This is a genomic window from Enterobacter sp. SM3 (genome assembly GCF_009811935.2).
In the GTDB taxonomy this organism is placed as follows: domain Bacteria; phylum Pseudomonadota; class Gammaproteobacteria; order Enterobacterales; family Enterobacteriaceae; genus Enterobacter; species Enterobacter asburiae_D.
Genome location: NZ_CP099971.1, coordinates 3,383,837 through 3,403,997, shown reverse-complemented (window position 1 = coordinate 3,403,997; position 20,161 = coordinate 3,383,837). Strand labels below are relative to the sequence as shown.

At 55.7% G+C, this 20,161-nt stretch carries 18 protein-coding genes and 1 tRNA gene; 13 read left to right on the top strand and 6 right to left on the bottom strand.

The genetic code is table 11. The features are described 5' to 3' along the window. Positions 1 to 232: 232 nt before the first annotated feature. From lpxP to GVO84_RS15905, 3 genes are all read right to left on the bottom strand, one after another. Positions 233 to 1,189 carry a kdo(2)-lipid IV(A) palmitoleoyltransferase gene (lpxP, locus tag GVO84_RS15915; protein ID WP_121425233.1) on the bottom strand — a complete coding sequence of 319 codons (957 nt, stop codon included), beginning with the start codon at positions 1,187 to 1,189 and terminating at the stop codon, positions 233 to 235. Between the two features lie 432 nt (positions 1,190 to 1,621). Continuing rightward, positions 1,622 to 1,696 (bottom strand) — tRNA-Arg (locus tag GVO84_RS15910). Positions 1,697 to 1,771: 75 nt separating this feature from the next. After that, positions 1,772 to 2,701: a formate/nitrite transporter family protein gene (locus GVO84_RS15905; protein WP_121425235.1), complete on the bottom strand. Its 930-nt coding sequence runs from the start codon at positions 2,699 to 2,701 to the stop codon at positions 1,772 to 1,774. Between the two features lie 315 nt (positions 2,702 to 3,016). On the opposite strand from GVO84_RS15905, the gene mlaA reads away from it, so the two are divergent. After that, positions 3,017 to 3,769: a phospholipid-binding lipoprotein MlaA gene (gene mlaA, locus GVO84_RS15900; protein ID WP_121425236.1), complete on the top strand. Its 753-nt coding sequence runs from the start codon at positions 3,017 to 3,019 to the stop codon at positions 3,767 to 3,769. A 44-nt stretch (positions 3,770 to 3,813) separates the two neighbouring features. Here mlaA and fadL read toward each other — a convergent pair whose 3' ends face one another. Further along, complete coding sequence (fadL, locus tag GVO84_RS15895) at positions 3,814 to 5,094, bottom strand: long-chain fatty acid transporter FadL (protein ID WP_121425237.1); 1,281 nt, start codon at positions 5,092 to 5,094, stop codon at positions 3,814 to 3,816. Positions 5,095 to 5,466: 372 nt separating this feature from the next. Between fadL and GVO84_RS15890 the strand changes: the two genes are divergently transcribed. The 4 genes from GVO84_RS15890 (at position 5,467) to sixA (ending at position 10,181) form a co-directional block, all read left to right on the top strand. After that, the gene (locus GVO84_RS15890) at positions 5,467 to 5,751 is read left to right on the top strand and encodes a YfcZ/YiiS family protein (protein ID WP_045330955.1); all 285 of its coding nucleotides are present in this window, start codon (positions 5,467 to 5,469) and stop codon (positions 5,749 to 5,751) included. A 277-nt stretch (positions 5,752 to 6,028) separates the two neighbouring features. Then, a complete protein-coding gene (gene fadI / locus GVO84_RS15885; RefSeq protein WP_159514631.1) occupies positions 6,029 to 7,339 on the top strand; it encodes an acetyl-CoA C-acyltransferase FadI in 1,311 nt (436 codons plus the stop codon). Continuing rightward, complete coding sequence (gene fadJ, locus GVO84_RS15880; protein WP_159514630.1) at positions 7,339 to 9,486, top strand: fatty acid oxidation complex subunit alpha FadJ; 2,148 nt, start codon at positions 7,339 to 7,341, stop codon at positions 9,484 to 9,486. The genes fadI and fadJ overlap by 1 nt, the downstream gene beginning before the upstream one ends. A 209-nt stretch (positions 9,487 to 9,695) precedes the next feature. Next, on the top strand, positions 9,696 to 10,181 hold the full coding sequence (gene sixA, locus GVO84_RS15875; RefSeq protein ID WP_045330962.1) for a phosphohistidine phosphatase SixA: 486 nt from the start codon (positions 9,696 to 9,698) through the stop codon (positions 10,179 to 10,181). 46 nt (positions 10,182 to 10,227) lie between these two features. Here sixA and smrB read toward each other — a convergent pair whose 3' ends face one another. Further along, positions 10,228 to 10,779: an endonuclease SmrB gene (gene smrB / locus GVO84_RS15870; protein ID WP_159514629.1), complete on the bottom strand. Its 552-nt coding sequence runs from the start codon at positions 10,777 to 10,779 to the stop codon at positions 10,228 to 10,230. 145 nt (positions 10,780 to 10,924) lie between these two features. On the opposite strand from smrB, the gene prmB reads away from it, so the two are divergent. The 6 genes from prmB to GVO84_RS15840 are packed head-to-tail and all read left to right on the top strand — an operon-like array spanning position 10,925 to position 15,473. Then, a complete protein-coding gene (gene prmB, locus GVO84_RS15865; protein ID WP_008502612.1) occupies positions 10,925 to 11,857 on the top strand; it encodes a 50S ribosomal protein L3 N(5)-glutamine methyltransferase in 933 nt (310 codons plus the stop codon). Between the two features lie 60 nt (positions 11,858 to 11,917). Then, the gene (gene aroC / locus GVO84_RS15860; RefSeq protein WP_029742149.1) at positions 11,918 to 13,003 is read left to right on the top strand and encodes a chorismate synthase; all 1,086 of its coding nucleotides are present in this window, start codon (positions 11,918 to 11,920) and stop codon (positions 13,001 to 13,003) included. A 2-nt stretch (positions 13,004 to 13,005) separates the two neighbouring features. Then, positions 13,006 to 13,830 (top strand): penicillin-insensitive murein endopeptidase, encoded by an 825-nt coding sequence (mepA, locus tag GVO84_RS15855; protein ID WP_024908935.1) that lies wholly within the window; start codon positions 13,006 to 13,008, stop codon positions 13,828 to 13,830. Continuing rightward, a complete protein-coding gene (locus GVO84_RS15850) occupies positions 13,830 to 14,639 on the top strand; it encodes a sulfite exporter TauE/SafE family protein (RefSeq protein ID WP_159514628.1) in 810 nt (269 codons plus the stop codon). Before mepA ends, GVO84_RS15850 begins: the two co-directional genes overlap by 1 nt. Beyond that, positions 14,639 to 15,184, top strand: a complete 546-nt coding sequence (locus GVO84_RS15845) for an elongation factor P hydroxylase (protein WP_033146101.1) — start codon at positions 14,639 to 14,641, stop codon at positions 15,182 to 15,184. The genes GVO84_RS15850 and GVO84_RS15845 overlap by 1 nt, the downstream gene beginning before the upstream one ends. Positions 15,185 to 15,197: 13 nt before the next feature. Continuing rightward, positions 15,198 to 15,473, top strand: a complete 276-nt coding sequence (locus GVO84_RS15840) for a YfcL family protein (RefSeq protein WP_033146100.1) — start codon at positions 15,198 to 15,200, stop codon at positions 15,471 to 15,473. Positions 15,474 to 15,538: 65 nt separating this feature from the next. On the opposite strand, the gene mnmC is transcribed toward GVO84_RS15840, so the two are convergent. Beyond that, positions 15,539 to 17,536, bottom strand: coding sequence for a bifunctional tRNA (5-methylaminomethyl-2-thiouridine)(34)-methyltransferase MnmD/FAD-dependent 5-carboxymethylaminomethyl-2-thiouridine(34) oxidoreductase MnmC (gene mnmC, locus GVO84_RS15835; protein WP_159514627.1), 1,998 nt, complete (start codon positions 17,534 to 17,536; stop codon positions 15,539 to 15,541). A gap of 158 nt (positions 17,537 to 17,694) precedes the next feature. Between mnmC and fabB the strand changes: the two genes are divergently transcribed. Together fabB and GVO84_RS15825 are read left to right on the top strand one after the other, a co-directional pair. Beyond that, positions 17,695 to 18,912, top strand: coding sequence for a beta-ketoacyl-ACP synthase I (gene fabB, locus GVO84_RS15830; RefSeq protein ID WP_023312571.1), 1,218 nt, complete (start codon positions 17,695 to 17,697; stop codon positions 18,910 to 18,912). Positions 18,913 to 18,980: 68 nt separating this feature from the next. Then, positions 18,981 to 20,159, top strand: a complete 1,179-nt coding sequence (locus GVO84_RS15825) for an MFS transporter (protein WP_159514626.1) — start codon at positions 18,981 to 18,983, stop codon at positions 20,157 to 20,159. Positions 20,160 to 20,161 lie beyond the last annotated feature (2 nt).

Genomic DNA, 20,161 nt, shown 5'->3' with positions numbered 1-20,161 from the left:
ATTCTGTGCTTTCCTGTTGCCAGACGGCGCTAATGTACGCCTAAAAATGAGGGGTGACAAGAGGCATTTTTTTAAATAATTTCCGTCACTTACGAGTGTCGTGGAACGGCGACAGTTTGATTTCGCTTCGCAATAAATTTACTTTGGGCGACGCAATCAAAGACGGTTTTCAGCGGGAAGACAGGTGATTGAAAAGGTTAGTTTCTTAGCGAAACTAACCTTTCTGAAAGACTTAAATATAGAGCGAGGCTTCGCCAAGAGGGCGGGTTTTGAAACGACGATGCATCCACAGATACTGCTCTGGGGCACGCATGATTTCAGTTTCGATGACTTTATTGATAAACGCGGCGGCTTCGCATTCGTTTTCAGGATAGTTAGCCATTTCAGGGGAGATGTGCAGACGATAGCCTGACTTATCTGCTTTTCTCACCATCGTCACGGTCAGCATGGAGGCGCCAGACAGACGCGAAATAACAAAGGTGCCGTTAGTCGTCGCAACGTCTTTCACCGCAAAGAAGGGCGCAAAGCTGCTGCCTTTACGTCCATAATCCTGATCCGGTGCAAACCAGACGGCTTCACCTTTCTTCAGCGCTCCAACCATACCGCGCAGGTTGTTACGGCTGATCATCGCCTTATTGGAACGCATGCGGCCTCGCGTCTGCACCCACTCCATCAGCGCACTGTTGTGCGGCCTGTAGGTTGCCATCATTGGCTGACAAAGCCCCATCACGCGGCCACCCAGCTCCAGCGACATAAAGTGAACGCCGACGACCATCACGCCGCGTTTTTGCATCTGCGCGCGTTTAAGGTTATCCAGTCCTTCCACGTCAAACCACTTGCGGACACGCTCATCCGGCCAGAACCAGGCCATGCCGGTTTCAAGCAGCGCCATGCCGATAGACTTAAAGTTTTCAGCGATGAGTTTCTCACGCTCTTCAGCATTGTACTGAGGAAAGCAAAGCTCAAGATTTTTACGCGCGATGGATTCGCGACGTTTCAGGAAAACGCGGGAAGCGCTGCCCAGTTTAGATCCCAGCAAACGCAGAACAGGGTACGGAAGTTGAACCAGCAGCCAGAGTACGCCAAGACCAAACCATGTAAACCAGTAACGCGGGTGCAAAAATGCGCGTTTGAAAGTCGATTGAGACAAAATAGAGAAACCTATGTAGAGCCGGTGAAAGTAACGCATAGTGCGATACCACGTGCCTATTAGACCGTAGTACAAGGTCATGGTTGCAGGCTTTACCGATCTTTACGGCGTTACCTGGCCATAGCTGACATTGGGTGGGCGGCATAATGTAACACCGTTATACGATATGTGCTATTACTCGTTTTTGATTAAAAAAGCGGCAGTTTGGAAGGTGTTTGATTTTACAGATTTTATAGACTTAAACGTGGAATGGCGTCTTTGCTGGGGCATAACAGTTGTATCTGATGTGCACACTGTTGAGTTGACTGGATGTGGCCACACCAGATGGGCTTTTTTTATGGTATCCAACAGATTACCGCCGAGCTGTCACGTCCTTGCAAGGCTGGGATGAGGATTACTACGGCTGGAAAAGTTACCGGAAGGACACGGTGCGTGCCGGATTATCGTTGCGCTGAAAAGATTGACTGAGCATGGTGTCCCCTGCAGGAATCGAACCTGCAACTAGCCCTTAGGAGGGGCTCGTTATATCCATTTAACTAAGGGGACGAGGCGGCACGAGTATAGCTCTATTTACACTTTGGGTTAAGCGCATTGCCGCCTGACTGCTCAAAGAGTCACCATTCAGGTCGATTTTTTTGTCGATTTATCATCATTTTCCCGTGCCTTAAGCTCAGCTTTGCGTTTGTTCGACATGTCGTTACGGATTTGGGCATGGCTTAACAGCGCGAAGATAAACGTTCCGCCGCAGATGTTTCCCGCCAGCGTCGGAAGGGCGAACGGCCAGAAAAAATCGCTCCAGTGAAGCGTACCGTTAAAGACCAGATAGAGGATTTCCACGGTGCCGACCACAATATGCGTGGTGTCCGCCAGCGCAATCAACCACGTCATGAGTATGATCACCACGATTTTGGCGCTTCCCGCTGAAGGAAACATCCACACCATCGTGGCGATAATCCAGCCGGAGATGATGGCATTTGAGAACATCTCGACCGGGGTGTTTTTCATCACATCCATGCCAATTTTCACAAACGCATCCCGGGTGGGTTCATCAAAGATCGGCATATATTCAAACGCCCATGCCGCGATGCCCGTGCCGATGATATTACCCAGCAGGACCACGCTCCAAAGCCGCATCAATAAACCGAAATTACCGAGGGTGGGGTTTTGCATTACCGGCAGAACCGCGGTCACCGTGTTTTCGGTAAACAGCTGCTGGCGGGCCATGATGACAATAATAAAGCCGAAGGTATAGCCGAGGTTCTCCAGTAAAAATCCGCCGGGTACGCCTTCCAGCTGCACATGAAATATCCCTTTTGCGAGCAGTGACGCGCCCATAGAGAGCCCGGCAGCGATGGCTGACCAGAAGAGGGCCATGGCATCGCGCTCCATCTCCTTTTCGCCATCCTGGCGGATATGCTCGTGGATGGCCATCGCGCGGGAGGGGAGGCGATCTTCATCAATTTCTATCTTCTCGCCGCGCGCTTTCTCCTCGCTTTCAATTTCAAGTTCCTCAGTGTTCTCGCCAATTTTTTCTTCGCCCACGTCTTTCATATTTGCTCCCGGAGGTTGATCTTTCTGTTAAGCGTAGCGGCTTTTATCGGGATGCCTGTGGGGATGCTCTTAAATTGGCGGCAATGACAACAAAGGTGATACATCTCTTTCAAAGTCATTATAAAATTGGCAGCGAAACGAATTCCAAAAGCCAGGCTATGCTGAGATCAGAGTCACGGTGGTTACTGCCCGTAATTGTGCTCATAGACATCGGTAAACGTGCTGTTACAATCGCTTGCACGTTTACAGACGGAGCGTCAACGGCTCCGTTACGGATGGCAATCAACGATAGCCATACTGAACAGGGAGATATTTATGAAACTTCGGCTGTCGGCGCTTGCGCTTGGCGCGACGATGCTTGTGGGCTGCGCCAGCTCCGGTGAGCAAACGGGACGCTCCGATCCTCTCGAAGGATTTAACCGCTCAATGTATAGCTTCAACTACAACGTACTGGACCCGTATGTGGTTCGTCCGGTGGCAGTAGCATGGCGCGATTATGTTCCACAACCAGCGCGTAACGGGTTAAGCAACTTTACCAGCAACCTCGAAGAACCTGCGGTAATGGTGAACTACTTCCTGCAGGGCAACCCGTATCAGGGGATGGTCCACTTTACCCGCTTCTTCCTGAACTCCATTCTGGGGATGGGGGGCTTTATTGATGTTGCAGGTATGGCTAACCCGAAACTGCAGCGTGAACAGCCGCACCGTTTCGGCAGCACGATGGGACACTACGGCGTCGGGTATGGTCCGTACATGCATTTACCGTTCTACGGCAGTTTCACCCTCCGTGATGATGGCGGCGATATGGCGGATACCCTGTATCCGGTTCTGTCATGGCTGACCTGGCCGCTGTCGGTGGGTAAATGGACAGTGGAGGGGATTGAAACCCGCGCGCAACTGCTCGACTCTGATGGTCTGCTGCGCCAGTCTTCTGACCCGTACATTATGGTACGTGAAGCGTACTTCCAGAATCATGACTTTATTGCCAACGGCGGTAAGCTGAAGCCGGAAGAGAATCCAAACGCGAAGGCGATCGAAAACGAACTAAAAGACATCGATTCGGAATAAATAAAAAAGGTGAGCAATGCTCACCTTTTTTGATTTCAGCGCGATTAGAACGCGTAGTTGAAGTTCGTACCGAACAGCCAGGCTTTACCTTCAGAGGTAAACTCGTACGGACCTTCTTTGAACGTCACTTTCTGACCGTGCATATAAGATACGCCCGCGTCGATGGAGGCATTTTCGTTGAGCGCATAGGTCGCGCCAGCACTCAACCAGAAACGGTCCTGATCCGGAATGGAAATGGAACGTTTGTCTGCCGGAACCGGGCTGTCGTCAAATGCGATACCGGAACGGAAAGTCCAGTTTTTATCGTAGTAGTAGGTAGTACCCAACGCAATACGATAGGCGTCGTGGAAGCTTTCGTCCTTATAGAACAGCGTTTGACCATTGGTTCCGGTCGCTTTCAGCTCCTGGAACTGGCTCCAGCTGGTATAGGCCAGGCTGTAGTGAATGGCCCATTGTGGTGCAACGCGGTTGTAACCGGAGACTTCCCACATTTCTGGCAAATGCAGTGACAGTGAACCTGGAACGGTCTGGTTTGATGTTCCCCAAGGAATGGTGGTGCCCGCACCTGGAACCAGATTGTTCACAGGCGTCAGGATGCCGCTCTTGTAATCGCCGTCGAAGTCAATTTTGACTTCAGAACGATAGGTCAGGCCCCAGCGGTTGTTTTTATCCAACTCGTACAGGATGCCGGCGTTCCAGCCATAGCCCCACTCATCACCTTTAAGGCTGGCAATTTTATTGCTGTTTTTAGGCAGGCGAGCAGTCTGTTCCCCGGCATAACGTTCGATTTTGGCATCAGCATAGACGGCATCAAAGCCCAGACCAAAACTCCAGCTATCGTTCAGGCGATACGCACCGCTCAGGTTAAGGTTCAGCGTAGTAAGGTCTGTTTTACCGCCGTATTCACCTGCCGGATAGTTGTTATTGAACTCGGTAGCAAGACCGTAGTTAGACGTTACGGATGCACCCCAGCCAAACTGTTCGTTGATAGGTGCAACGAAGTGCAGGTTCGGGATCCATGCTGTTGGGGCAATATTATCCGCTTTAAGGCTCGCACCTGAAGGCGACTTGCCGGAAATATTGACATCAGGATCGATATACACCGCACCAGCAGAGAAAGTCGGACGATCAAACATCATGATCAATGCAGGGTTACGACTCGCGTTACCTGCATCATCAGCAATAGCGCCTTCCCCGGAATACGCACGGCCAAGGCCAGAGGAAGAAAATTCGTTTAACTGAAAGCCCGCTGACCAGGCGGAAGTGGAGACGAGTGCCACTGCGACTGCCAGCGCAGTCTTGTTGAACAGGGTTTTCTGGCTCATGACCATAACCTCATTGAGTTATTTTTATTCAATAATTGTTACATACCGTAACAGGAGCGCGAAGTGTAGGGTCTGAGGTATGACAGACAAATCAGACCAGTGGCCAGAGTATAGGTCTGACCAGCCTGAATGTTGCAAGTTTGTTTATTAATATTTTCAAACATGTTTCGCGAAACGAGATCTGGTTGGCAAAATTGTGACCATCGCGACTCACCCAAAAGGGTGGTTTTTGTTTTAGATCATTTTTTAGTGTGATATTGGTCACTTATCCGATTTTGCGCCATTAACGGCTGGAGAGAGCCCGCCCCGGGGCGTAAAATAGCAGCATCGTGTTTATCTCGCGCGCTGCGCGAATACAGAGGAAATTGAGCTATGAGTAAATGCAGTGCTGATGAAACCCCGGTTTGCTGCTGTATGGATGTTGGGACCATCATGGACAACACCGATTGCACCGCCTCTTACAGCCGCGTATTCAGCAACCGTGCCGAAGCGGAAGAGACCCTGACCGCACTGAGCAAGCGTGCGCGTGATGTTGAATCCGATCCGTGTGAAATCAAGTCTACCTTTACCGAAGTGGAAGGCGGCGTGAAGCTGGACATCGACTTTGTCTTCGCCTGCGAAGCAGAAACGCTGATTTTCCAGCTGGGCCTGCGTTAATTTCTGCGGCCTGAAGCCCTCACCCCGACCCTCTCCCACGGGAGAGGGTGCAAACATTAAAAACGGTAACCTACGGGTTACCGTTTTGCTTTTACCTTGCGCACCCGGCAACAAACCGCACAAATGCCTCTGTCATGCAGGGGCATTTTCTTTTTCTTCTCTGTGCCTTAGCTCGCACTTTTTCGTTTCCCCGATTGGCTGAATGTAAAAAAATGGTTAAGACTATTATCAGGTCAGACCACTTTATGTTCGAGAAAATTTTTTACAGGGGAGTGTTATGAGTCAGGCATTACCGCTTATTACCCGTCAGGGCGATCGCATTGCCATAGTCAGTGGATTGCGCACGCCATTTGCGCGTCAGGCAACGGCGTTTCATGGCATTCCGGCCGTCGACCTGGGGAAAATGGTAGTGGGGGAGATGCTGGCTCGCAGCGAAATTCCGCCTGAGGTCATCGAACAGCTGGTATTCGGTCAGGTCGTGCAGATGCCAGAAGCCCCCAACATTGCGCGGGAAATCGTCCTCGGTACAGGTATGAACGTGCATACCGATGCCTACAGCGTCAGCCGCGCCTGTGCAACCAGTTTCCAGGCCGTGGCTAACGTCGCCGAAAGCCTGATGGCGGGCACGATTCGCGCCGGGATTGCGGGTGGGGCGGACTCCTCTTCAGTGCTGCCGATTGGGGTCAGTAAAAAACTGGCGCGCATCCTGGTGGATGCCAATAAAGCCCGCACGATGGGTCAGAAACTCAAACTCTTCTCGCGTTTACGCCTGCGCGACCTCATGCCTGTACCACCTGCCGTCGCGGAATACTCCACCGGCCTGCGCATGGGCGATACCGCCGAGCAGATGGCTAAAACGTATGGCATCACCCGTGAACAGCAGGATGCTCTGGCGCATCGTTCGCACCAGCTCGCTGCGAAGGCCTGGTCGGAAGGCAAACTTGCCGACGAGGTGATGACGGCTTACGTCCCGCCTTACCGTGAACCGCTCGCGGAAGATAACAATATTCGCGGCACCTCGACGCTGGCGGATTATGCAAAGCTGCGCCCGGCGTTTGACCGCAAGCACGGCACGGTGACGGCGGCGAACAGTACGCCGCTAACGGATGGCGCCGCCGCCGTGATCCTGATGACCGAATCCCGCGCGAAGGAGTTGGGCATCACTCCCCTTGGGTATTTACGCAGCTATGCCTTCACCGCCATTGATGTCTGGCAGGACATGCTGTTAGGTCCTGCGTGGTCTACGCCGCTGGCGCTGGAGCGCGCGGGGCTAACGCTGGCTGATTTAACCCTGATTGATATGCACGAGGCGTTTGCCGCGCAAACTCTGGCAAACGTTCAGCTGCTGGCAAGCGAGCGTTTCGCGCGCGATGTGCTGGGCCGCGCCCACGCCACAGGCGAAGTGGATCAGAGTAAATTCAACGTGCTGGGCGGCTCTATCGCCTATGGTCATCCGTTCGCCGCCACAGGGGCGAGGATGATCACGCAAACATTACATGAACTCCGTCGCCGTGGCGGCGGGTTTGGCCTTGTTACCGCCTGTGCGGCGGGTGGCCTTGGCGCAGCAATGGTTCTGGAGGCTGAATAATGGATATGCCATCTGCATTTAATCTGACGGTTCGCCTCGATAACGTGGCCGTTATCACTATTGATGTGCCTGATGAAAAGATGAATACCCTGAAGGCCGAATTTGGTGTTCAGGTGCGCGCGATGCTAAAGCAGATCCGCGACAACAAAGCTATTCGTGGTCTGGTGTTTATCTCTGCCAAGCCGGATAACTTTATCGCCGGGGCCGATATCAATATGATCGCCCGGGCGCAAAGCGCTCTGGAGGCCGAAGAGCTTGCGCGTCAGGGCCAGCAGGTGATGGCGGAGATCAACAGCTTGCCGATCCCTGTCATTGCCGCGATCCACGGTGCCTGTCTGGGTGGCGGGCTAGAGCTGGCGCTGGCATGCCACAGCCGGATTTGTACTGACGATGCGAAAAGCATTCTGGGTCTGCCGGAAGTGCAGCTGGGCCTGCTGCCAGGCTCCGGCGGAACGCAAAGACTGCCGCGCCTGGTGGGCGTCAGCACAGCGCTGGAGATGATCTTAACCGGTAAACAGCTGCGCGCCCGCCAGGCGCTGAAGGCCGGTCTGGTCGATGACGTCGTGCCGCCGTCCATTTTGCTGGAGGCCGCCGTTGAGCTTGCGCTGAAAGGGCGCCAGGAAAAACGTCCTCTGCCGGTACGTGAGCGCGTGCTGGCCGGCCCGCTGGGGAGAACGCTCCTGTTCAGCATGGTGGGCAAAAAGACCGAACAAAAAACCAAAGGCAATTACCCGGCGGCAAAGCGAATCCTGGAAGTGATCGAAACAGGTCTGTCGCAGGGCAGCAGCAGCGGCTATGCCGCTGAAGCTAAAGCCTTTGGCGAGCTGGCGATGACGCCGCAGTCACAGGCGCTGCGCAGCATCTTCTTCGCCAGCACGGACGTGAAAAAAGATCCTGGCAGCGAGGCTGAGCCTGCGCCGCTGCGTGCCATTGGCGTACTGGGCGGGGGGCTCATGGGCGGCGGTATTTCTTTTGTTACCGCCAGCAAAGGCAAATTGCCTGTACGAATCAAAGACATTAATCCTAAGGGGATCAACCACGCGCTGCAGTACAGCTGGCAGAACCTTGATCAAAAGGTCAAACGCCGCCATATCAAGGCAAGCGAGCGTGATAAAACCCTGGCGATGATTTCCGGTACCACGGATTACAGCGGTTTTGCGCACCGCGATCTGGTGATTGAAGCCGTGTTTGAGGATCTGGCGCTTAAGCAGCAGATGGTGGCAGACGTTGAGCAACATTGCGCCCCACATACCATTTTTGCGTCCAATACGTCGTCATTACCCATTGGCGATATCGCGGCGAAAGCCGAGCGTCCGGAGCAGGTGATTGGACTGCATTTCTTTAGCCCGGTCGAAAAAATGCCGCTGGTGGAGGTGATTCCGCATGCGACCACCAGTCCGCAAACCATCGCCACGGTAGTCAAGCTTGCGAAGAAGCAGGGGAAAACGCCGATCGTGGTAGCAGATAAAGCCGGCTTCTACGTTAACCGCATTCTGGCTCCCTACATTAATGAAGCAATGCGGTTGCTGACGGAAGGCGAGAAAATCGAACACGTCGACGAGGCGCTGGTAAAGTTTGGTTTCCCCGTTGGCCCAATCCAACTTTTGGATGAGGTGGGAATAGATACCGGCACTAAAATTATACCAGTGCTGGAAGCCGCCTATGGCGATCGTTTTAGCCCACCTGCAAACATTGTTTCTGCGATTTTGAAGGACGATCGCAAAGGCAGAAAAAATGAACGCGGTTTCTATCTTTACGGCGCGAAAGGGCGTAAAAGCAAGAAACAGGTCGACCCTTCGGTTTATGGGCTTATTTCGACCACCGGTCAGGGAAAACTGTCCGCCGTTCAGTGCGCTGAGCGCTGCGTGATGATGATGCTCAATGAAGCGGCGCGCTGCTTTGGTGAACAGGTGATCAAGAGCGCACGCGATGGTGACATCGGCGCGGTATTTGGCATTGGCTTCCCGCCGTTCCTGGGCGGCCCGTTCCGTTACATGGATACGCTCGGCGCGGGTGAAGTGGTTGCTATCCTGCAACGTCTGGCTTCGCAATATGGTCCACGGTTTACACCCTGTGACGAATTATTGCAGATGGCGGAACGCGGCCAGACATTTTGGCCTGCAAGGGAAACTGTCCTCGTAAGCTGAGGTCAAAGAAGGGTAAATCCTGAAGTGAATGAACCTGTTCTGGCGATTTTGTAAACAGAGATTGACTATACTTACGCCATTGAGGTAAAAAACAGCGTTTCATTCACCGAATGGATCAGGCACAATGCCCGGCCATCGGGTTTTCTACCTCGCAGTATTTATCGCGGGTAGCTAACGCCGGTGATTCTGGTTAACAAAAGCGGTGCAATATGCAAGTTTTTATCATGCGTCACGGCGACGCGGCACTCGATGCCGCCAGTGACTCAGTACGTCCTTTGACCGTCTGTGGCTGCGACGAATCTCGTCTGATGGCGACCTGGCTTAACGGTCAAAAAGTGGACATCGAACGCGTTCTGGTGAGTCCGTTCCTGCGTGCAGAACAGACGCTGGACGTGGTAGGGGAGTGTATGAACCTGCCATCCAGTGTGGATGTTCTCCCTGAACTCACCCCATGTGGCGATGTAGGCCTTGTCAGCGCTTATCTTCAGGCGCTGTGCAATGAAGGTGTCGCTTCCGCGCTGGTCATTTCCCACCTGCCACTGGTTGGCTATCTGGTATCTGAGCTGTGCCCAGGCGAGACCCCGCCGATGTTCACGACATCCGCCATTGCCAATGTTTCTCTCGACGAAACGGGCAAAGGTGTCTTCAACTGGCAAATGAGTCCGTGCAACCTGAAGATGGCAAAAGCGATCTGACGTGACGTGCGATATGGCGGGGTGCAATGTGCTTCCCGCCATTCTGTCAGGGCAACTCTGGCGGCTGCCACTCTTCCACTTCAATCAACACCAGCAATGCGGCATCTCCGCCGTACTCTTTGGGTGCCTGATGAAAAGCCATCACGTGTGGATGCTGAGCCAGCCACAGCGGCGTCTGTTGTTTGAGGATATGTTTACCGTGTCCATGCATCACGCAGGCGCAGAAAACATGTTCACGGCGACAGGCAGCGATCAACGCTCCCAGCTCCTGTTTTGCCTGCATCTGCGTTAAACCGTGCAGATCGAGAAACAGCTCCGGCGAATAATCTCCGCGACGTAACTTTTTCAGCTCAAAATGGCTGACGTCTTCGCGCACGTATTTTACAGCCCCCTGCGTGTTCAGCAGCGGCTGAAATTCATCTGAAAAATAGTGGCTGTTATCCGCCTGCTCCTGCAGCAGGCGTTTGACCGGTACTTCGCTGATTTTTTTACGCTGCGGGCGATGGACGATGGTGTCCTGCGCGATTTTACGCGTCCCGGTCATCAGCTGTTGGAAGAGCGCCTGATCCTCCTCGCTGAGCGATGTTTTCTTTTTCATTCGTCATTCTCATCTCGTATTTCCGACAGTGTACCCGACTAAACGCATTTTTTAACCTCAAGCGAGACGCGTCATTGCTGATTTATCGCCGTCTTCATGGCAAACTAGCCGCCGAAAATTATGCGAGCATGCCCTGGAGGAAAGAGTGGATAAAATATTTGTCGATGAAGCAGTAAACGAGCTGCATACCATACAGGACATGTTGCGCTGGTCGGTTAGCCGCTTCAGCGCCGCCAATATCTGGTACGGTCATGGTACCGATAACCCGTGGGATGAAGCCGTGCAGCTGGTGCTGCCGTCCCTCTACCTGCCGCTGGATATCCCGGAAGACATGCGCACCGCGCGCCTGACCTCCAGCGAAAAACACCGCATCGTTGAGCGCGTGATCCGCCGCGTGAACGAGCGCATTCCGGTCGCCTATCTGACCAACAAAGCCTGGTTCTGCGGCCACGAGTTCTACGTCGATGAACGCGTGCTGGTGCCGCGCTCGCCGATTGGCGAGCTGATTAACAACCACTTTGAAGGTCTGATCGGCCATCAGCCGCAGCACATTCTGGATATGTGCACCGGCAGCGGCTGCATTGCGATTGCCTGCGCGTACGCCTTCCCGGAAGCGGAAGTGGACGCCGTCGATATCTCCACCGACGCGCTGGCCGTGACCGAGCACAACATTGAAGAGCACGGCCTGATCCATCACGTTACGCCAATTCGCTCTGACCTGTTCCGCGATCTGCCAACGCTGCAGTACGATCTGATCGTCACCAACCCGCCGTACGTCGATGCGGAAGACATGTCCGATCTGCCGAACGAATACCGTCACGAGCCGGAGCTGGGTCTGGCGTCAGGCTCTGATGGCCTGAAGCTGACGCGCCGTATTCTGGCCTGCGCGCCGGATTATCTGACCGACGATGGCGTTCTGATTTGTGAAGTGGGCAACAGCATGGTACATCTGATAGAGCAGTACCCGGATGTGCCGTTCACCTGGCTTGAGTTCGACAACGGCGGTGACGGCGTCTTTATGCTGACCAAAGCGCAGCTGCTCGACGCGCGCGAACACTTCAGCATCTATAAAGATTAATCCAGCGGGCTTCGGCCCGTTTCACAACGCTCAAACACAAACAACAACATCGGAGCCGTGATGGCAGGAAACAGTATTGGACAGTTATTCCGCGTGACCACCTTTGGCGAGTCGCACGGGCTGGCGCTGGGCTGTATCGTTGATGGCGTACCGCCAGGCATCGAACTGACCGAAGCCGATTTACAGCACGACCTCGACCGTCGTCGTCCGGGCACCTCTCGCTACACCACGCAGCGTCGCGAGCCGGACCAGGTAAAAATTCTCTCCGGCGTCTTTGAAGGCCGCACCACCGGGACCAGCATTGGTCTGCTGATCGAAAACACCGATCAGCGCTCCCAGGACTACGGCGCCATCAAAGACGTCTTCCGTCCGGGCCACGCCGACTACACCTACGAACAAAAGTACGGCTTCCGCGACTATCGCGGCGGCGGGCGTTCTTCCGCGCGTGAAACCGCGATGCGCGTGGCGGCAGGGGCAATTGCTAAGAAATATCTGCAGCAGAAGTTTGGCATCGTCATTCGCGGCTGCCTGACCCAGATGGGCGACATTCCGCTGGCGATCAAAGACTGGGATCAGGTTGAACAAAACCCGTTCTTCTGTGCCGATGCCGACAAGCTGGAGGCGCTGGACGAACTGATGCGCGGGCTGAAAAAAGAGGGCGACTCCATTGGGGCGAAAGTCACCGTGGTGGCCGACGGCGTCCCGGCTGGCTGGGGCGAGCCGGTATTCGACCGTCTCGACGCCGACATTGCCCACGCGCTGATGAGCATCAACGCGGTGAAGGGCGTAGAGATTGGCGACGGCTTTGACGTGGTTCAGCTTCGCGGCAGTCAGAACCGCGACGAAATCACGAAGGCGGGCTTCCAGAGCAACCATGCGGGCGGCATCCTGGGCGGTATCAGCAGCGGGCAGCAGATTGTTGCCAACATCGCGCTGAAGCCAACTTCCAGCATCACCGTACCGGGCCACACGATTAACCGCGATGGCGAAGAAGTTGAGATGATCACCAAAGGACGTCACGATCCGTGCGTGGGGATCCGCGCGGTGCCGATCGCAGAAGCGATGCTGGCGATCGTGCTGATGGATCACTTCCTGCGCCAGCGCGCGCAGAATGCGGATGTGACGACCACCATTCCACGCTGGTAAACATGAAAAAAACCGCAATTGCTCTGCTGGCGCTGCTTGCCAGTGGAGCCAGTCTGGCCGCGACGCCATGGCAAAAAATCACCCACCCGGTGGCGGGGAGCGCGCAGTCCATTGGCGCCTTTTCCAACGGCTGTATCGTCGGTGCCCAGGAGCTTCCTCTCCAGTCTGATACCTATCAGGTGATGCGCACCGATCAGCGACGTTATTTCGGCCACCCGGATCTGGTGCTGTTCATCCAGCGTCTGGGAAACCAGGTGCATAACCTGGGGCTGGGCACGATGCTGATTGGCGATATGGGGATGCCTGCCGGCGGTCGCTTTAACGGTGGACACGCCAGTCACCAGACCGGACTGGATGTCGATATCTTCCTGCAGCTGCCGAAAACGCGCTGGACCTCCGCCCAGCTGCTGAAACCGCAGGCGCTGGATCTGGTGGCGAGCGACGGTAAGCGCGTAGTGCCGTCCCTGTGGACGCGGGACGTATCCAGCATGATCAAGCTGGCCGCGGAAGATAATGACGTCACGCGGATTTTCGTTAACCCGGCCATCAAGCAGCAGCTTTGTCTTGATGCCGGAACCGATCGCGACTGGCTGCGTAAAGTGCGCCCGTGGTTCCAGCATCGTGCGCACATGCACGTTCGTCTGCGCTGCCCGGCGAATAGCCTGGAATGTGAAGATCAGCCGCTACCACCGCCAGGCGATGGCTGCGGTGCGGAACTGCAAAGCTGGTTTGAACCGGCAAAACCTGGAACCTCTAAGCCTGAGAAGAAGACACCGCCTCCGTTGCCGCCTTCCTGCCAGGCGCTACTGGATGAGCATGTACTTTAATGGATAATTTCGTCGATCTGTTTATGGTGTCACCGTGGATGCTGGCGGCACTGTTTTTTGTTGCGATGTTAGCCGGTTTTATCGATGCCCTGGCGGGCGGGGGCGGTTTGCTGACCGTTCCGGCACTGCTGGCGGTGGGGATGAGCCCTGCCCAGGCGCTCGCCACGAATAAACTTCAGGCCTGCGGTGGTTCGCTCTCCGCGTCGCTCTACTTTATTCGGCGAAAAGTGGTAAACCTTGGCGATCAGAAGCTGAATATTCTGATGACCTTTATCGGCTCGACCTCAGGTGCGCTGCTGGTTCAGCACGTGCAGTCTGATATTTTGCGTCAGATTCTGCCGATTCTGGTTATCTGCATTGGCCTCTATTTTTTGCTGATGCCTAAGCTCGGTGAAGAGGACCGCCAGCGTCGTCTGCACGGCCTGCCGTTTGCGCTGATTGCCGGGGGCTGTGTGGGTTTTTACGACGGTTTCTTCGGGCCGGGGGCCGGTTCATTTTATGCGCTGGCCTTCGTGACGCTGGCCGGGTTTAACCTCGCCAAATCCACCGCCCATGCCAAAGTGCTCAACGCGACCTCAAACGTCGGCGGCCTGCTGCTGTTTATCATCGGCGGTAAGGTTATCTGGGCAACCGGATTTGTGATGATGGCAGGGCAGTTCCTGGGCGCGCGCGCGGGCTCGCGTCTGGTGTTAAGCAAAGGACAAAAACTTATTCGCCCGATGATCGTCATCGTCTCGGCCGTAATGAGCGCCAAACTTCTTTATGACAGCCATGGACAGGAGATCCTCACCTGGTTGGGGATGCACTAATGAACAGTACGCATAAATACGAACAGCTGATTGAGATTTTCGACGGCTGTTTTGCTGACGATTTTAATACCCGTCTGATTAAAGGCGACGACGAACCGATCTATCTTCCTGCTGATGCAGAGGTTCCGTATAACCGCATCGTCTTTGCCCACGGCTTTTACGCCAGCGGCTTGCACGAGATTTCACACTGGTGCATTGCGGGGAAAGCGCGGCGCGAGCTGGTGGACTTCGGCTACTGGTACTGCCCGGACGGACGTGATGCCGCAACGCAGGGGCAGTTTGAGGATGTGGAAGTGAAGCCGCAGGCGCTGGAATGGCTATTCTGCGTCGCGGCGGGTTTCCCGTTCAACGTGAGCTGTGACAACCTCGAAGGCGACTTCGAGCCAGACCGTATCGTCTTCCAGCGCCGCGTTCACGCGCAGGTGATGGAATATCTTGAGAAAGGCATCCCGGAACGTCCGGCACGCCTGATCGAGGCCTTACAGAATTATTACCACACGCCGGTTATCACGGCGGAATGCTTCCCTTGGCCGGAAGATCTTTAACAGAGGAAAGAAGATGATCGCAGAATTTGAATCACGCATTCTGGCGTTAATTGATGACATGGTGGAACACGCCAGTGATGATGAGCTGTTCGCCAGCGGTTATCTGCGTGGTCACCTGACGCTCGCGGTAGCCGAGCTGGAAGCGGGTGACGATCACTCTGCCGATGCCGTTCACGCTGAAGTCACTCGCAGCCTGGAAAAAGCCATTCTGGCCGGAGAGCTCTCTCCGCGCGACCAGTCGCTGGTGCTGGGCATGTGGGACACTTTGTTCCAGCAGGCTAAACGCTAAGCCGCCGCCTTCTCTTCCCTCTCCCCTTTGGGGAGAGGGCCAGGGTGAGGGGATTTGACCGCACCCTACTTAACCTTCTTCCCCTTCAGCAGTTTCCGTACCCACAAGCGATTCGGATTCAGCCCCGCAAGCGTAACCCTGTCCAGCGGAATCGGCTCGTCGCTCATTTGCGCGGCTAACACTTCAGCCAGCAGCGGTGCGGAACACAGCCCGCGAGATCCTAATCCACCCAGCATATACAGCTCCGGATAAACCGGCGCGCTTACCGCGTTATCCCGGTTATCAGCAAGGTCCTGATAGGCCTCAATCGTTGCCTCATAGTCCGGCACATTTCCCGCCATCGGCAGATGATCGCGGGTGGCGCAGCGAACGCCGCAGCGCGCTTCCCCCTCGCTGACGTCAACCTCTTGCGCCCATGCCGCATTCGGGAAACAGTCAATCAGGCGCTGGCGGTTCTGCGCCTGATCCGCGCCGCTGTAGCACATATCCGTTTCGCCACGATGGTAGCTGGCCCCGATGCAGTGATGACCGTTAGACGGATTTTGCGGCGTCAGATAGCCGTCATAGCACAGCACCTGACGCAGTTTGCTCAGTTCGGGCGCGGAAGGAATATGGCTTACCTGGCCGCCGACCGGATAAACCGGCAGCGTTTCTGTCTGGATAAACTGGCTGATGTGATGCCCGTTTGCCAGCACAACGCTGGCATGGCTTACCGTTTTGCCATCCGCAAAACGCAGATTCCAGCGCTCGCTTCGGCTCAGCGATTCAACGGTGTGAGCATAATGCGCCGTCAGCCCGCGCGACTGCGCCAGGGCAATGACCGCCGCGGTCAGTTCAGCCGGGCACAGCCAGCCGCCGAGCGGATACTGAATTCCCCCACAGCCGGTTTCCACGCCAGCGGTGTCTGCCACCTCTTGCGCACTTACCGCACGGGCAATCTCGTCAGGCAGGCCCAGCGACAGCATCTGCGTGATTTTTTGCTGGCTCTTTTCATCCCAGCCGAGCTGCGTCACGCCGCACCAGTCATGGTCAAACGCCACCGGCAGGGCGTCGTACAGGTGACGTGCGAAGGTAAACGCCGCCGGGAAAAACCGGAACAGGGCCGGGTCATGCGCGCTTAAAAGCGGATAGAGCGCCCCCTGGCGGTTGCCGGAGGCGCCGCTTGCTGGCGCATCGTCAGCACAGTAGAGCGTGACCTGCCAGCCACGGTGGAGAAGCGCGAGGGACAGCAGGGCGCTGGCGATCCCCCCGCCGACTATCGCCACCTCACGTGATGCGCTGGCGCAGCGTGCAAACCAGGGCGCCTGAGCGGGAACGTCCAGCGTCTGTTCCATTCTGCCGACCAGCATGTCGCGCTTGCGGCCAAAGCCTTTGGTCTTCTGCATGGTAAAGCCCGCCTCCTGCAGCCCGCGGCGGACAAAGCCTGCCGAGGTGAAGGTGGCAAGCGTTGCGCCAGGACGCGCCAGCCGCGCCATCGCGCTAAACAGATGCTGGCTCCACATGTCTGGGTTTTTGGCGGGGGCAAAGCCGTCCAGGAACCACGCGTCAACCGTCTGATTCATCGAATCATCGAGCGTATCGGTCAGATCATTGATGTCGCCAAGCCATAAATCCAGCGTTACGCGTCCGCCGTCCAGAATCAGACGATGGCAGCCGCCGATGTGAGGCGGCCACTGCGCCTGAAGCTGCTCCGCCAGGGTGGCAAGCTCAGGCCAGCGCTGATGAGCGAGCCGCAGATCGTGCGCGGTGAGCGGGAATTTTTCGAAACTGATGAAATGTAATCTTTGTAGCGTAGCCTCAGGGTGTGCAGCGTGAAACTGGTTAAACGCCTGCCAGAGGGTTAAAAAATTCAGCCCGGTGCCGAATCCACTTTCCGCGACCACAAACAGGCTCCGCGGATGCTCCGGGAAGCGGGTGCTGAGATGGTTTCCGTCGAGGAAAACATAGCGAGTTTCTTCGAGTCCATTATCATTAGAAAAATAGACGTCATCAAAATCTCGGGAAACAGGTGTACCCTCAGCGTTGAATTCGAGGTTGGCGGGTTGTATAGCGTTTTGTTTCACGTAAGTTACTCGTCTGACAGGCAGTGGCACGATCTTAACGATGTGAGTCCATCGGTGCAAATTTCCGCAGAAAATGTCTGATCGGACTTGTTCGGCGTACAAGTGTACGCTATTGTGCGACTCGAAACTTACTATAGTGCGACTTACAGAGGTATTGAATGAAACGTGCAGTGATTACTGGCCTGGGCATTGTTTCCAGCATCGGTAATAACCAGCAGGAAGTCCTGGCATCTCTGCGTGAAGGACGCTCCGGGATCACTTTCTCTGAAGAGTTTAAAGATTCAGGTATGCGTAGCCACGTATGGGGTAACGTCAAACTGGACACCACCGGTTTGATTGACCGCAAAGTGGTTCGTTTCATGAACGATGCCTCTATTTATGCTTATCTCTCCATGCAGGAAGCGATCAAAGATTCCGGCCTGAGTGAAGAGGTTTATCAGAACAACCCGCGCGTGGGTCTGATCGCCGGTTCCGGCGGCTCGTCAAAAGCGCAGGTATTCGGCGCTGACGCAATGCGTAGCCCGCGTGGTCTGAAAGCAGTAGGTCCGTACGTGGTCACCAAAGCCATGGGTTCTGCGGTTTCCGCGTGCCTGGCGACCCCATTCAAAATCCACGGTGTGAACTACTCCATCAGCTCCGCGTGTGCGACTTCCGCACACTGTATCGGTAATGCTGTTGAGCAGATCCAGTTGGGTAAACAGGACATCGTATTTGCTGGCGGCGGCGAAGAGCTGGGCTGGGAAATGGCCTGTGAATTCGACGCGATGGGCGCACTGTCCACCAAGTACAATGAAACCCCGGATAAAGCCTCCCGTACCTATGATGCGCACCGTGACGGTTTCGTTATCGCTGGCGGCGGCGGTATGGTTGTGGTTGAAGAGCTCGAGCATGCCCTGGCACGTGGCGCGCACATCTACGCTGAGATCGTGGGCTACGGTGCAACGTCTGACGGCGCCGACATGGTTGCGCCATCCGGCGAAGGCGCGGTGCGCTGCATGAAGATGGCGATGCACGGCGTTGACACCCCAATCGACTACCTGAACTCCCACGGTACCTCTACTCCGGTAGGCGACGTGAAAGAGCTGGGTGCGATCCGTGAAGTCTTCGGCGACAACAGCCCGGCGATCTCCGCGACCAAAGCCATGACCGGTCACTCTCTGGGTGCGGCTGGCGTACAGGAAGCGATCTACTCTCTGCTGATGCTGGAAAACGGCTTTATCGCGCCAAGCATCAACATTGATGAGATGGACGAGCAGGCTGCTGGCCTGAACATCGTGACCAAACCAATGGACGCGACGCTGACCACCGTCATGTCAAACAGCTTCGGCTTCGGTGGCACCAACGCCACGCTGGTAATGCGTAAGCTGAAAGCATAAGCGTTTGAATGTATAGTAGAAGGGAGCCTGATGGCTCCCTTTTTTTATGCCTGAATTCGGAGTTATGCATGACGGCCGCAACCTCAGAAAAAAACGCCACGTCCGGGAACATCTCGCTGTTCCGCATCGCTTTTGCGGTATTTCTAACCTATATGACCGTTGGCCTGCCGCTGCCGGTGATCCCGCTGTTCGTTCATCAGGAACTGGGCTATGGCAACACCATGGTCGGCATTGCCGTGGGCATTCAGTTTTTAGCCACGGTATTAACCCGCGGTTACGCCGGACGGCTGGCGGATCAGCACGGTGCAAAACGTTCGGCATTACAGGGGATGTTTGCCTGTGGGCTGGCGGGCGGCGCATGGCTGCTGGCTGCTCTGCTGCCGGTAGACGCCGCGTATAAATTTGCGCTGCTGGTGCTGGGCCGTTTAATCCTTGGCTTTGGTGAAAGCCAGCTGCTGACCGGCACCCTGACCTGGGGAATGGGTCTGGTGGGGCCGGCACGCTCCGGCAAGGTGATGTCCTGGAACGGCATGGCCATCTATGGCGCGCTGGCCGCAGGCGCACCGCTTGGGCTGCTGATTAATAGCCAGTTTGGATTTGCGGCGCTGGCCGCCACCACGATGGTTTTACCCCTGCTAGCGTGGGCGTTTAACGGCTCGGTGCGAAAGGTGCCCGCGCACAAAGGCGAGCGTCCTTCCCTGTGGAGCGTGGTCGGTCAGATCTGGCAGCCGGGTCTTGGACTGGCGCTGCAGGGCGTGGGTTTTGCGGTGATTGGTACCTTCGTCTCGCTCTATTTTATGAGCCGCGGCTGGGCGATGGCCGGTTTTACGCTTACCGCGTTTGGCGGCGCATTTGTGCTGATGCGCGTGCTTTTTGGCTGGATGCCGGATCGCTTCGGCGGCGTGAAGGTCGCGGTAGCGTCGCTGATGATAGAGACCGTGGGTCTGCTGCTGCTGTGGAATGCACCCGTGGCGTCCGTTGCGCTGCTTGGCGCGGCGCTGACCGGCTGCGGCTGTTCCCTGATCTTCCCGGCGCTGGGCGTTGAAGTGGTGAAGCGCGTGGCCCCGCAGGTGCGCGGTACGGCGCTGGGCGGCTATGCGGCGTTTCAGGATATCTCATACGGGGTAACCGGACCGCTGGCCGGGGTGTTAGCCACCTCGTTTGGTTATCCGTCCGTCTTCCTGGCCGGTGCGGTTTCTGCGGTGGTGGGGATCGTGGTGACGCTGGTGGCGTTTCGCAGGACTTGAGC